This is a genomic window from Vibrio sp. 10N.261.52.C11, assembly GCF_041471405.1.
GTDB lineage: Bacteria > Pseudomonadota > Gammaproteobacteria > Enterobacterales > Vibrionaceae > Vibrio > Vibrio crassostreae_C.
Genome location: NZ_JBFROI010000068.1, coordinates 45,006 through 58,226, shown reverse-complemented (window position 1 = coordinate 58,226; position 13,221 = coordinate 45,006). Strand labels below are relative to the sequence as shown.

9 protein-coding genes and 1 pseudogene are annotated in these 13,221 nt (G+C 41.9%); 6 read left to right on the top strand and 4 right to left on the bottom strand.

Annotation, left to right across the window (positions count from 1 at the left end; genetic code table 11):
* The first annotated feature begins 1,194 nt into the window (after positions 1-1,194).
* Entirely contained in the window at positions 1,195-1,908 is a 714-nt protein-coding gene (locus AB4323_RS21000) for an oligogalacturonate-specific porin KdgM family protein (RefSeq protein ID WP_010438391.1), read from the top strand.
* A gap of 140 nt (positions 1,909-2,048) precedes the next feature.
* Here the strand turns inward: AB4323_RS21000 and AB4323_RS20995 are convergent, their stop codons facing one another.
* From AB4323_RS20995 to AB4323_RS20985, 3 genes are all read right to left on the bottom strand, one after another.
* A complete protein-coding gene (locus tag AB4323_RS20995) occupies positions 2,049-2,792 on the bottom strand; it encodes a 3'-5' exonuclease (RefSeq protein WP_372153277.1) in 744 nt (247 codons plus the stop codon).
* Positions 2,792-4,654 carry a DUF294 nucleotidyltransferase-like domain-containing protein gene (locus AB4323_RS20990; RefSeq protein WP_372153275.1) on the bottom strand — a complete coding sequence of 621 codons (1,863 nt, stop codon included), beginning with the start codon at positions 4,652-4,654 and terminating at the stop codon, positions 2,792-2,794. Before AB4323_RS20990 ends, AB4323_RS20995 begins: the two co-directional genes overlap by 1 nt.
* A 283-nt stretch (positions 4,655-4,937) precedes the next feature.
* On the bottom strand, positions 4,938-5,657 hold the full coding sequence (locus tag AB4323_RS20985) for a FadR/GntR family transcriptional regulator (RefSeq protein WP_017072471.1): 720 nt from the start codon (positions 5,655-5,657) through the stop codon (positions 4,938-4,940).
* A gap of 342 nt (positions 5,658-5,999) precedes the next feature.
* Here AB4323_RS20985 and AB4323_RS20980 point away from each other — a divergent pair, with 342 nt between their 5' ends.
* The 3 genes from AB4323_RS20980 to AB4323_RS20970 all read left to right on the top strand — a co-directional run bounded on the left by AB4323_RS20980 (position 6,000) and on the right by AB4323_RS20970 (position 9,189).
* Positions 6,000-6,776 carry an SDR family NAD(P)-dependent oxidoreductase gene (locus tag AB4323_RS20980; RefSeq protein WP_017072470.1) on the top strand — a complete coding sequence of 259 codons (777 nt, stop codon included), beginning with the start codon at positions 6,000-6,002 and terminating at the stop codon, positions 6,774-6,776.
* A 174-nt stretch (positions 6,777-6,950) separates the two neighbouring features.
* Positions 6,951-7,673, top strand: a complete 723-nt coding sequence (locus AB4323_RS20975) for a FadR/GntR family transcriptional regulator (protein WP_017063624.1) — start codon at positions 6,951-6,953, stop codon at positions 7,671-7,673.
* 148 nt (positions 7,674-7,821) lie between these two features.
* Positions 7,822-9,189, top strand: a complete 1,368-nt coding sequence (locus AB4323_RS20970; RefSeq protein WP_081322222.1) for an MATE family efflux transporter — start codon at positions 7,822-7,824, stop codon at positions 9,187-9,189.
* Positions 9,190-9,419: 230 nt separating this feature from the next.
* Here the strand turns inward: AB4323_RS20970 and AB4323_RS20965 are convergent, their stop codons facing one another.
* A complete protein-coding gene (locus tag AB4323_RS20965) occupies positions 9,420-10,457 on the bottom strand; it encodes a polysaccharide lyase family 7 protein (RefSeq protein WP_017061470.1) in 1,038 nt (345 codons plus the stop codon).
* A 538-nt stretch (positions 10,458-10,995) separates the two neighbouring features.
* On the opposite strand from AB4323_RS20965, the gene AB4323_RS20960 reads away from it, so the two are divergent.
* Entirely contained in the window at positions 10,996-11,856 is an 861-nt protein-coding gene (locus tag AB4323_RS20960) for an oligogalacturonate-specific porin KdgM family protein (protein ID WP_017063621.1), read from the top strand.
* 185 nt (positions 11,857-12,041) lie between these two features.
* Positions 12,042-13,221, top strand: a pseudogene (locus AB4323_RS20955) (LamG domain-containing protein); the annotation flags it as partial.

Below are 13,221 nucleotides of genomic sequence, written 5' to 3'. Positions count from 1 at the left end.
CAGATTCTGTCTTAATTGACTTTGCTGCTTCACGAGCAAAAGCTTCGAGTGCTTTCTTATCCATATTGTCCATCCTTAGCCTTTAAGGCTTAAGTTTAGACAGTTACACAGAATTCAGGACACTCTCGCTTATTGAGCCGCACACGACTCTCTACTCAAATTTCAAATAAAAAAACGCTCATGTTGCCTGTATCAACATGAGCGCAAGGGTAGATCTTCGACTACCATCTCCTACCTTTCTAGATGAAAGCAGAAGTTATAATTAGAATAGTTGGGAGCAATAATCAAAATGCTTTCGCAAGCACTTCAACGATTTCTTCTTTTTCATCAGTTTAGAGCGACTATATCCAATCGTTCTAACTCCGATCTCTATAGCAGGCTGTGTAACTGCCTTGCCTACTACACTTCAAACCTTTTTTGATTGAGGCTTTTTATCCCCTCACGGCAAATACATCGTACTTTTAGGTATGTTAACTTTTAGACTATCTTCGCTTTTAAACAAAGCCTTAGCCTTAAAACCATCATCCCAATGCAGCTATGAACCATAAGTTCATCCATTCACGTCGGTAGTCACTTAAAACTAACCGACAGAATCACTACCTAAAACCATACAGATGCATGTGCACCTGTTTAACGTACTGACGATATGAGTTGCCACATAAAGTTAGTAAATAATAATGTATTACAAATAAAAATGACAACTAAAGATTCAATTTTTTGCTGTAGCGCACATTTATTGATAGACAAAACTCAGAAAATCAACATAACCTGAAAAATAACCATTAAAAAACAAAGGCTTAATTCAAACCCTAACTTTGTAACCCTTTGTAAATAGTGGTTTTATCATGACAACACGATCTAATTCACAGAACCTCACCATTCTAATCGCTAGCATATTTGTAGTATTTTAATTCAAAAGAAAGAGTAACCCTACACACGAAAACAAACGTCATCGCATTGAGCGTATAACTCCGCTTTACCTAAAAGCCGGCGTTGCTAGGGAAAACCCTGAATGGTGAAACTGGCAACTTAGACAGACTTTAGCAGGTTCACAATGAAAAAGAACTTAGCGGAAATATGGGCTCAGCGCGACGTAGAACGACTTTACCCAAAACTTTAATCCCAATACAACAAAGGGCTCAACGTTGGTCCTTTATTAACCATTTTTTATTTAGATACAGTGGAAACAATAAAATGATAAAAACGAATAAAGTAACGCTTGCAGTATTAGCAACTCTTTTTGCAGGCAGCGTGTCTGCGGCATCACTAGATTTTCGTGAAGAGTACAAGCACGATTCGGAAGAATGGGCTGGTCGAGTGAAAATTGGTGGTAGCACAGGTAATCATTACTACGGCGTAGAAATGAAGCACAAGGGTAACCTAAGCGAACTTCAACGTGGTGATAACGAATTTGAATACGGCTACCACTTCAAATTCGATAACAACTGGCGTGTAACAACTTCAATGCCGATTACTTTCGGTGATGAAGCGGTAACTTACAAACCGCAAGTACGTGTTCAATACAAATTTGATTCAGGTGTAACAACGAAACTTCGTTACCGCCATGAGTTCCGCAATTATGCATCAGGTAAAACTTCAACAGGCCTTGATGGTAAGCAACACGACTCATTAAATGCCGGTAAAATTACGGGTAATATCGATTACAACTGGAACGCTTGGCAGTTTGGCTTTGAAGCAAACTACAAAGAAGATTTCTTTAATGACGAATGGAAAATGGGTAACAACGGCGAGTACGAGTGGGACTACAACATGAAGATCGGCTACAAAGAAGCAGATTGGAGCTGGCGCCCATACGTAGAATTTGGCAACGTTCAATGTACAAGTGATACGGTGTGTGACTCAAGCCGTCAACTACGTAGCCGTGTAGGTATTACTTACAGCTTCTAAGCTGTTCCCTATATGAAAAGTCTAAGATGATAACTGCCTAATTTTCTAAGACCCAAACAAAAGCCAGCATAATCGCTGGCTTTTATGCTTTCAAATCAGTTCAGTCAACAATGATTCAAATAAGGGAACAAATGGCTTCCCTAGTGACTGATCCTATATAAAAATGATAGTGTCACTTCATCATTCGGAACCACTCGTTTCTGTTGAGCCAAAAATAGCTCCGCTGTTGAAACGGCATCGGCTAATGCATTGTGGCTGTTGTACTCAGGAAGCCGGTACCTTTCGCGAGTCCCTGCCAAGGTTAAATCGACTTCTTCATGATTGCTGATCGCTTTCTCCATGCTTTTCTCAATACACAAGGTATCAAGCCAAAGCAGAGGAATCGCTCTTAAACCGTAGCAGCGAAGAAGGTATTGGCTAATGAACTTCTCTTCGACTACACACGCGTGCGCGACGATAATCTTGCCTTTCGCTGCTTCGAAGAAAGCGAGCATCGCATCATGAATAGATGCGCCCTCTTCCAGCATCTGTGGTGTGATGTGGTTAATCACCGCAGTTTCAGCGTTAATCTGAGAATCATTGTTCAGGTAGATATGCTTGGCAGAAGCCAAATCGATTCGTCCTTTCACCACATCGACCCATCCCATAGACAAGATAAGATCTTGTTCGCTGTCTAAGCCTGTGGTTTCGAGATCCAACACGATATAGTCGCTGTCTTTGGCCAAATCCGTCATTTCAGGACAAGGCTGTTCTACCAGATCATGTAACGCTTCTGGCAGCTTAACCGTACCCAAATATTGCTTACGCTTGCGTTTAATTCGTTCAAGCGGGTGAAAATAGTTTAGCATTCGTTTTAAACATTTATTAGTTGAACATAGCTTCATTAACGTGCTCCGAAACGAATTTTCGCCGCTTCTTGAAGGTCAGCAATGATCCTAAAGGCATCTTTCAAGTGTTTACGCTCAAAGCTACCAAAGCTATCTGGGTTGATGTTGTTGTCAGGCACATCCCCGTTCTTCAGCGCTTCAAGTTGATGGCCAAAACGGAAAGAGAGAATGAACTGGTAAGCACCCAGAATGTTCTTGAATGCATCGTCGCTCAGCATGCCTTTTTCATTGGCAGCAGCGAAACGTTCGTCAGTCGCCGACAAATCGCACTCCACAGCAAGGCCATAAATACGCGCTAAGTCGATAATCAAGTTGATCGCGTACTTCTTCACGTTCAACGTTTTCTTATTCTCACCTGACTTCTCTAGCACTAAGCTATTGAAGATGCCAAGTGGCGGGTTGGTATTGACCGCGTCTTTCACTAGCGTGCTTAAAAACTCACGGTTACCGCGAATATTGCTATGCAGCTCATCGCGCAGAATACCTTCGAACTCACTGTTGCCGTAGATAGTACGAATTTCTAGGAACACACTGATATTAAGCAAGCGTTCGTACTCTGGGTTAGCCACCCACTTCTTGTAGTAGTGCTTCCATACACTGAGTGGCTGACACCATTTTGGCGTCGCAGCCATGAATTTACCTGGACATAATGGGTAGTGACAGCTTGCTAAGCCGTTGGTCACCATCATCGATAAGTGTTTGAAGTAAATACGGTCACTGTCGGTTGCATCGTCAGCAAGAACAATCGCGCTGTCTTGGTCCGACAACATGTGCACTTCATTACGTGCGTGCGATCCGGCTACGATCCAAGAGAAATCACACGGTGGTGGGCCTAACTTATCAATCGCTATTTGAATCAATCGACGGGTGTAGGCGTCCATAATCATGGTCATTACCTTGCCGACGGTTTCAGGCGCCACTTTACCTTCCACCAGCGCTTCAAAAATAGCTTGTCGCTCTGAGGTGAACGAAGACATGGTTTTCACGCTGCCCGCGTATTTGATTTTCTCGATCAAGAATATCGCTTGAACACGGTGGTTTTGAACCAAATGAGACGTAGTAAGAAGACCAACGACCTTATTCTCTTTCACAACGGGCAAGTTACGGATATTAAATTGCATCATGATAGAGGCCGCATGCAGCACCAGATCATCCGGTTTTACAGTAAGTGGAGAGTGCGTCATTACCTCTGAGATCAGGCTATCAGTACTCACGCCGTGGGCAATCACTCGCTTAGTCATGTCTCGGTCGGTGATCAAACCAACAATGGTTTCACCTTCATAGATCACGGCACACGGTGAGCGTTGATGAAGCATTTCAACCGCAACCGACTGGATGGTTTGCTCAGACTTAACAATTGCCACCTGCCCGCTTGCCACTTCCTCAACTTTACGAATGAACAGGCCTTTCTCTTTATTCGACCAGACCACATCCAGTGCCGACTTCAAGCGAACCTGCGCCTGTGAAGCAAAGTGTTCTGCGCAACTTGGAAAGGCTTTGAAAAGCGTTTGAAGTGCCGAGTGTGGAATCACATAAAGTAAGGTGTTTTCGATTGCGACAGCTCTATAGCCTTTTTCGTCGTTGACTTCAGAATCTAAGAACGTAAAGCCAAACAAATCTTCACTGCCTAGACGGGCACGAAGCACACCATCCGATTTTCGTTGCTCCATAGAGCCCGTTCGAATGATATAGAGCGATTTTTCCTTCCCAGACTCACACAAATCGACCACATCTCCCTTGCCGAGATAAGTAATTTGCACGTTAGAGGCAAGTTCGCGAAGTGCTTGTTTAGGGATCTTATCGAATGGGTCGATTTGACCTATGAATTGAAGAATATTTGGCAGTAGAGACTGGGGCATAATCACACTCACAATAATTTAATTAGTATTATTATATAACTTAAAATACTGGTTACTAGTGCTTTTAACGAAACAGCAAATAATAGATTAAATATTGGACACCAGTCAGGTTTTCATCAAATTTGGATGCAAAAAAAGCACGTGTCAAACGTGCTTTTTAGAGGTCACTGCTGAAATTAGCTTTTGAATAACCGTAATTTTAACTTTGACTACCCTAGTTTTACGAGAATGCCCTCTCGTCGATAATGCAAAACGATCAAAGCTAAAATAACAGTGAAAACAATTAACTAGCGGCTGGTAATCTGTGGTTTGTTTCTAACAGGTGACTTGCTGACGCGTGGCGTGCTTTGTCACTATTACCTGCCATGATTGCTTCATAAATCTGGCGGTGTTCGTTAATACAAGTACTTCCCTCTTCAGAAGAGTGAGAAATAAAGTTAACAAACATGGTCGTTAAGATGTTACCAAATGGAAGATAGAAGTCGTTACCTGTTGCATTGAAGATCAGGCTATGGAACTTCATGTCGATATCTAGCCAACGCTCTTGATCAAGCGTTTCTTCGCTAGAAATTTCTACCATTTGTTGGAAAATACCAGACAGCTCAATGCGTTGTTCTGCACTCGCGAACTGAGCAGCTAAAGCACACGCTTCTGGTTCAATCGCGCGGCGTAAACCCAAAAACTGATGACAGAATTGGTCTGTATCGGCCAAACCGTCCATCCATTCGATCAATTGTGGATCTAAGAAGTTCCAGAATGCACGGTCAACAACGCGAGTACCGATCTTAGGACGAGATTCTAATAGGCCTTTTGAAGTCAGAAGCTTAACCGCTTCTCTTAATGCTGTTCTACTGATACCAAATTGCTCACACAGAGCCATTTCACCAGGGATAATAGAACCTTGAGGCAAATTGCCCGACAAAATACCACGAGCGATTTCACGTGCAACTTGCACATGAAGGCTTCGCTTAGAGCCTGAAATAGAATTGAAAGAGCCAGCCATGTGTCTACTTACTTATTAGATATGTATTATTTAACCCGGACTATAGCACTGAATTATATCTTCACCAACACAGCATCAGAATAACGTGAGGTCACTACCAATAAAGGCTGGAGCAATATTTCACAAACTTGCTCATCTTTAGGTTTATAAAACCAATTCAACTCACTAATTCATACAAATAGTTCTCATTTACAATTTCAATGTATGCGTGAACTCACAAAACCACCCTTACTCTCACTATTTATGTCGGTAATAACCCGTTTTTAGATGAACACCCTTGAATATGGCAAGTGTTATTGTATGATTTATTGGTGTAAATAATCTACAATATAGGCGGCTCTGATGTTTAACGATTTAAAAGGCAAACGCATTCTAATTACTGGCTCTACTGCCGGTATGGGTTTAGCTACCGCACGTGTCTTTGCAAAATACGGCGCAAAAATCGGCATCAATAGTCGTGCTTTCAGCCCAAAAGTCGATGACGTTCTATCTGAACTTACCGCACTGGGTGGCGATGTTGCTTTTTTCCCTGCAAACCTAATGGACACATTAGAGTGCGAAAGGTTAGTCAAAGAGTTTACTGATCATTTTGGTGGCATGGACGTGTTGATTAACAACGCCGGTGGCCTTGGTGGTCGCGCCAATCTAGAAAATATCGATGATGAGTTTTATGAGCGCGTAATGAACCTTAATGTTCGCTCTGCACTGATGACAACTAAGTTCTCTATCCCGCACTTACGCGCCTCTGCTGCTGAGTCCGGGCAAACATCTTGTGTGATTAGCACAGGATCTATTGCCGCTCGCGAAGGCGGTGGTGTTGGTGCTGGCATCTATGCCGCGTCTAAAGCTTGGTTGCACGACATTCACCGTAATTGGGTGAAAGAGTTCGCACAAGACAATATCCGTTTCAACATTGTTTCACCAGGCACTATCGATACCGCATTTCACGATGGTAAAAGCGACGATTTGAAAGCGACCATTGCTAACAACATTCCAATGGGACGCTTTGGCCATATTGATGAAGTTGCTCCTTCATTTGCTTTCTTTGCATCGCACGCTTGCAGCGGTTACATCACAGGTCAAATCCTAGATGTTAATGGCGGACAAATAACGCCCTAGTTAGCTGGTTTATATAAGCTCACTCAGCGATTTAAGTTCGCCACACTATATAAGGTTAACAGACCCGAGTAGATGAGGGAAAACCTCACACTAAATTCGACGTATACACTGACACTAAACACCAGATTCGTCTGGCTTTTAGTGTTTTCAAAGTTTCAATTTCAGGTGGTTTAAATGTCAATATTTACATTGGTGGAAGATTCAAGCCGCCGAATTCATGTTCAAGTGGCGAGACAAATTGCTCGCAAGATCTTGTCAGGCGAGTTAGAAGAAAATCAAAAGTTACCCAGCGAAATGGAGCTGTGCGAAATCTTTGGAGTGAGCAGAACTGCCCTTCGAGAATCAACTAAGCTACTTTCGGCAAAAGGTTTAATCGAGTCGAAGCCAAAAGTGGGCACTCGTATCAAACCGAGAACACAGTGGCACTTCTTGGACCCGCAATTGCTGTACTGGATCCAAGATTTAGAAGATACTAAACCCTTCTTGTCTCAATTTTTAGGCTTAAGAAAAGCGATTGACCCGGAAGCGTGTGCGCTCGCTGCAACCAATGCAACTGTAGAGCAACGCAAAGAGCTTTCGATTCTTTTCCAGAAAATGACCATCGCAGCAAATAGCTTCGATTATGAAGAGTGGACGACCAACGATCACCTGTTTCACCAAACGATTTTCTTATCGACAGGTAATCAATTTTACATTCCATTCGCGAACATTCTGTCGACTATCTTCAAGCAGTTTATCGACCACTCCGCTGAAGGCGGTCGCTTCTGTTTAGAAGAACACAAAGCGATTTACGACGCAATAATGTCTGGCGATGCCAAGCAAGCTCGAATTGCTTCTCAAGTCCTGCTAGACGATGAGAACCAAAAGCTCTCTAGGGTTGAATTAGCCATCGCATAACCGAGATTAACCAAACTGACTTGTTTTTCAAAGACACAAGTCAGTCTTGTTTTAGCACCCATTTTTTAACCATCAACTACCGTAGTGTTTTCTTCTTTAAACGCTCTACTCCGCCACCTCAGAGAAAGCTTACGGTTATACACATAAGGTGTTGTTTGTGTCTTCACAATCGTACGTAAGGAAAAATTTCTCTCTCGCCTGGCCCCTCGCCTTAAACGGTATCTTGATGCAGTCGATGTTGATGATCGACACACTGCTTGTCTCTCCTCTTGGTGAAATCCCTTTAGCTGCAATGGGGATTGCGACGACTATCGTTGCCTTTGTACTGGGAATTCAAATGGCGCTGGCAAACGGTACTCAGTTAGTATTAAGCCGCGCAGTGGGCTCTGGCATCGCCGCATCATTATCTAAAGCATTTTGGGCAGGGTTATTTATCAACCTTGGCGTAGCAACACTATTTTGGCTTCTACTTACTTTTTTCGAACAACCCTTGATTCAAGCTTTAACAGATGACGCTTCCCTTCACTTAGAAATCAGCCGCTATCTAGACATCTCGAAATACATCGTTATTTTTACCGCGTTAACGCAGGTGATCATTGCTTTATTTAATGCGCTAGGCAGAACTAAAGTCCCATTCAAAGGTTACTTAATTGAACTGCCTATCAATGCTGTACTCTCATATGTGCTGATTCATGGTTTTTCTAATTTTGAAGGGATTGGAGTACAAGGCGCTGCATTAGGCAGCATTATTGCAATAACGATCCGCTTGCTGTATTTGGTTTTGTGCGTGCATTTAAGCTCAGCGATTTCACTCAAATTAGACGCTCAGCGCTCTGAATTCTTTACCAACGTTCGCCGTCACTTTATCGAAATATTCCCTGTAGCAGCGAACGTGACCATGCTTTTGATTGGCGCAACGATATATCAATTGTTGTATTCGCAACTTAACATCAACGCTTACGTAGCGATTACTTTGGTGATGCCTTGGATCAGGGCTGTCTCTCAATTTATTACCGCTTGGGCTCACTCTTCCGCGATTACTATCAGCCAAGCGATTGGCTCCAAAAAGATGGATGACCTAGTCAAAAACGTCGATACCAGTATCGATATTGCAGTCGTCATTTCTTTCGTTTGTGCACTCTTATTCGCAGGATTAAGTCTGGTCATTGGTGACATTTACCCGAACTTGGATGAATCTACCTATCAAGCATTGGCCGTTATCGCCCCACTCTACATATTCTTGCCAATTGTTCGTGGCTACAACACGGTTCATGGGAATGTACTAAGAGCACTAGGAAAAACGACCGCAGTCTTCAAAATCAACTTTACTGGTCAATGGGTAATTTCAATTCCATTGTGTGCATTGATCATCTTTGGTTTAGATGGCTCTATCTTTTGGGCCTTTGCTATCCAACCATTCGAAGAAGTCGTTAAAGCTTTCCCATTCCGTCACTTAGCTCGAAAGTCTCTAAAGGAGTTTGATGCCGACAAAGCTAAAGAGTTGATGTATGACTAAGTCCGGTATCGAGTCGCCGTCCTAAAATCTTTCTACGCTTTCTGATTACAACCTTGTCTTTTGACAAGGTTGTATTGTTTCAGCTGTACCTTTCATTGGTAAGCTTCATTGTACTCTCGCTGATACCCGGCTCATCTTAAATCTCATAGAAAACAAAAAGACCACTCAACATTCGGTTCAGTGGTCTTCGAAAACATTCCTTAAGGCCTGTTTCTAACTAGCCTTATGTACTATTTGCCGTTCAACTTTAGTGCCGAGAAAGTCACACTGTTATAGTCGCCATTCTTTTTATCGACAGCGAAATCGCCAGTACCGCCACAACCTGGCCCCCATACAGGGTGAGAATCGCTCACGCTACATTGGCCGTATGCGCCCGCTTTGTAATAGAAATCATCTTCAGCATAACCCGTTGGTGAATCAAGCTCATCAATACCCTTGCTCAGATCGATTTCATACTTAACCGTATCGTGACGTTCTGTTTCAAACGTTAGGTACATCATGGTGCCTTTCACTTCCACTTTGTAGCTAAACTCTTCACCAAGAGCAATGCCTGCTTCACCCGGTTCCGCTGGGTTTTCCCAAGTGTTACCCCAAACAGGGTAAGCTATATCGGCACGGTTAGGATCTTTTTTCTCTAGGTTACGCTCATAGTTCCAAAATACTGAACCCATTTCTTGGCCAGGAAACTTCTTATAGAAGATCTTTAGTGGTTCATTACCATGCCCGTAACCAGTTCCAGCTTTGATTAACTCATTATGTTTTTTAGCGTGAATCTGACCAACAACCACCGAGTGAGCTGGGTACTTTTCTGGGTACTTAGCGTTAATCGCTACGTGATTCACTTTTAGGGTCGCTTCTAGCGTGCCGCCAACGGCACTGTACTCGCTTGCTGATGGATGGCTAGACAATGCCCATTGGTTTCCTTTATCAGCCGTATCGATAGAGAAATCTGCGCCTCTTGGCATTTGTCGTAATTCAGAACGCGCATTCTTCGAGTTTTTCGTCGTAATCGCTTGGTTTTGCACTTCAAATACAAGGTTGCCGTCTTTATCAAGATGGAAGAAATCACTATGTGAGTAGCTCATCATGGCTACCCCTTCTATTTCATCAACACGACCATCTTCATTAATATCTGAAGGTATGGTTATTTTCCAATTATGCATATCGAATTTATCGGCAGGTACGGGGTAAGAAACACCGTTATTTGCGAAAGTAACCATTGGTACAGTCGCTAATAGCGCCACTGCTAATATGTTTTTCTTAAACATGACTCATCCTTTATTGTTAACAGATACCGAGTACACACTCAGTACAGAAACCACTTTTGAACACGAATTAGTACTAAATATTTTCTCTTCGACTTAAATAAGCCAACCGATAAATAGAATTTACATTTAGCCATTTTGTAACTTTTATTAAACATCTGGCTATGGTTTATATTTATGCCTCTCAACATGCTCCCTATGTTTAAGCCACGATGGTTAAAATCATCATTATTAACATATAGAAACACTTAATATTTGTATTATTTTAACACATGCAAAAAAGTGAGTTTCTAAGGTTTGTGAATATGAGAAGTACGTCATGATTGATTTAATACACAAGCCCTAAATTGAGATATTCATAACATTTAGCTATATATTTGGGCCATTAGTCAGAACTTTTTGATAGATCTCACAGAAATCTGACTCAATAGTAAATACCATATTTGTCATACATTAATTTAATACCATGTAAGGTATTGGTTTGTGAGCCACGGGTACATTGGATGTATCCAGAATAAAAAAATAATAGTGAGACAAAGGTATGAATTCTGTTACAAAAATTTCTGCAGCTGTTGCATGTACTCTTTTAGCGGGCACAGCTACTGGTGCATCTCTTGATTATCGTTACGAGTATCGTGCTGCGACGGATTATACAAAAACAAATGGCGACACGGCTCACGTAGACGCTCGCCATCAACACCGAGTGAAGCTAGGTGAAAGCTTTAAACTGTCAGATAAGTGGAAGCACTCAACGGGCCTTGAAGTTAAATTCCATACTGACGATTCTTACTACGACGCAGATTCTGGCGAAGTTAAATCAGCAAACAGTAGAAGCTTCTATGACGGCAATTGGTATATTTACGGTATGGAAGTAGAAAATACAGCAACTTACAAAGTCGATAACAACTGGTATCTACAAGTTGGTATGCCGATCGCTTGGGACTGGGATGAGCCGAACTACAACGGCGGTGACTGGAAGATGAAAAAAGTCACTTACAAACCTCAATTCCGTGTTGGTTATAATGCGGATATGGGATTAACGACTGCCATTCGTTACCGTCACGAGTATGCTGATTTCCGCAACCACACTCAATTTGGTGACAAAGATTCAGAGACTGGTGAGCGTTTAGAGTCAGCACAGAAATCAAAAGTCACACTAACGGGTTCTTACAAAATTCAATCTCTACCTAAACTTGGCCTTTCTTACGAAGCTAACTATGTAAAATCGCTAGATAACGTACTTCTATATAATAGTGATGATTGGGAGTGGGACGCAGGTTTAAAAGTAAACTACAAGTTTGGTTCATGGAAACCTTTTGCAGAAATCTGGTCATCTGATATCAGCTCGTCTTCTAAAGATCGTGAAGCTAAATACCGCGTTGGTGTTGCTTACTCATTCTAAATAGTCAAATTAATTAAATTAGCCTTCTCCTCTCGTAAAAACTTGGGGCTATTTAAATTACTTTATTTTAAAGAATAGGATGTTCTAATAAAAATTAGCTTTATCCTAAAAATATTTAACGACTACTTATTATCTATTTCTTATGTGATTTACATATGGATTTAATATCATAAAGAGAATATTTTATGCAGATTTCTAAAGTCGCTACTGCTGTCGCCCTTTCGACAGGTTTATTATTTGGTTGTAACAGTGATGGTTTACCTATTCCGACGGATGGTTCTACCGATCCTGCAACACCTACCTCAGCATTATTAAATGGTTATTGGGAATTTTCTGATACTTCAGCATTCTCAGCAGCCTATTCATCATCGAGTAGTACTGATTTACCCAACGTATATCGCTTCTCAGCAGATGGTGAGACACTTTATTACTACACTGACAATTCAGCTGACACCACACTCGGTGAATACGAACGATTTGAAACCACTTATGAAGAGACAATTGAAGATGATACTTCAGGTCAAGTTGCGTTCACGCTATTCAATAATGATGGTTCAGTAAGCACAATATCCGTAGATGGTGATTACTCCGCAGCTGACGGTGGGCTTAGTATTGGCGGCAACATTCCTATTTCAGGTACCGACCACAGTGATAATACTGAAGTAACTGAGGCTACAGATACAACGGACGAAGCAATAGATCCTTCATATGGGGTCACCGATGATTTTGATGACTATGACGCCAACATGCAAATTGACACTCAGAATGATCTGTACTTTGCTCCGAACGCTGATAACACTACGATTATAGCCAGCGTAAGCGATTCGGTATCCAAATCTCCTAGCAAGTCGTTGCTATTAGACGATAAATCAGGAGATGGTAAACCAGTTGTATCACGAGCATTTATCGATGGTGCTGCAGAAAGCGGAACAGTTTCGGTTGCTGTTTACATCCCAACAGATGGGTATGTAAAGTCAACATACTTATACTTAGGCACTTCTGAAGATGCTTCATCTAGCGCTCGGTTCACTGAAGTAAGCTTTGGTAAAACAGAAATCAAAATTAGAAAAGAAGATGGTAGTACTCAAGACGTACTTACTAAATATGAGCATAATTCTTGGGTTGATGTAACTATTTCGTGGTCACCAAATCAAGATGGTTCTAATTATGATGTAGCTGTGACTATTGATGGTGTTAAATACTCAGGATTTACCGCAGAAAATGATTCTGGTGCTCCTTCCTTGTTCTCCATGTATGTTGGCGATAATTCTTCAACGGGTACATACAGCTACTTTGATGACCTCGATTCAGCTCTTTTTGAAGAAGACCGTGAGGATGATGGCAGTGGTGACGGTGACGGTGACG

Bases quoted from the DNA above. Each gene is read 5' to 3' on its own strand.
- AB4323_RS21000 (WP_010438391.1), top strand. From the start codon at position 1,195: ATGATAAAAACGAATAAAGTAACGCTTGCAGTATTAGCAACTCTTTTT.
- AB4323_RS20995 (WP_372153277.1), bottom strand. From the start codon at position 2,792: ATGAAGCTATGTTCAACTAATAAATGTTTAAAACGAATGCTAAACTAT.
- AB4323_RS20990 (WP_372153275.1), bottom strand. From the start codon at position 4,654: ATGCCCCAGTCTCTACTGCCAAATATTCTTCAATTCATAGGTCAAATC.
- AB4323_RS20985 (WP_017072471.1), bottom strand. From the start codon at position 5,657: ATGGCTGGCTCTTTCAATTCTATTTCAGGCTCTAAGCGAAGCCTTCAT.
- AB4323_RS20980 (WP_017072470.1), top strand. From the start codon at position 6,000: ATGTTTAACGATTTAAAAGGCAAACGCATTCTAATTACTGGCTCTACT.
- AB4323_RS20975 (WP_017063624.1), top strand. From the start codon at position 6,951: ATGTCAATATTTACATTGGTGGAAGATTCAAGCCGCCGAATTCATGTT.
- AB4323_RS20965 (WP_017061470.1), bottom strand. From the start codon at position 10,457: ATGTTTAAGAAAAACATATTAGCAGTGGCGCTATTAGCGACTGTACCA.
- AB4323_RS20960 (WP_017063621.1), top strand. From the start codon at position 10,996: ATGAATTCTGTTACAAAAATTTCTGCAGCTGTTGCATGTACTCTTTTA.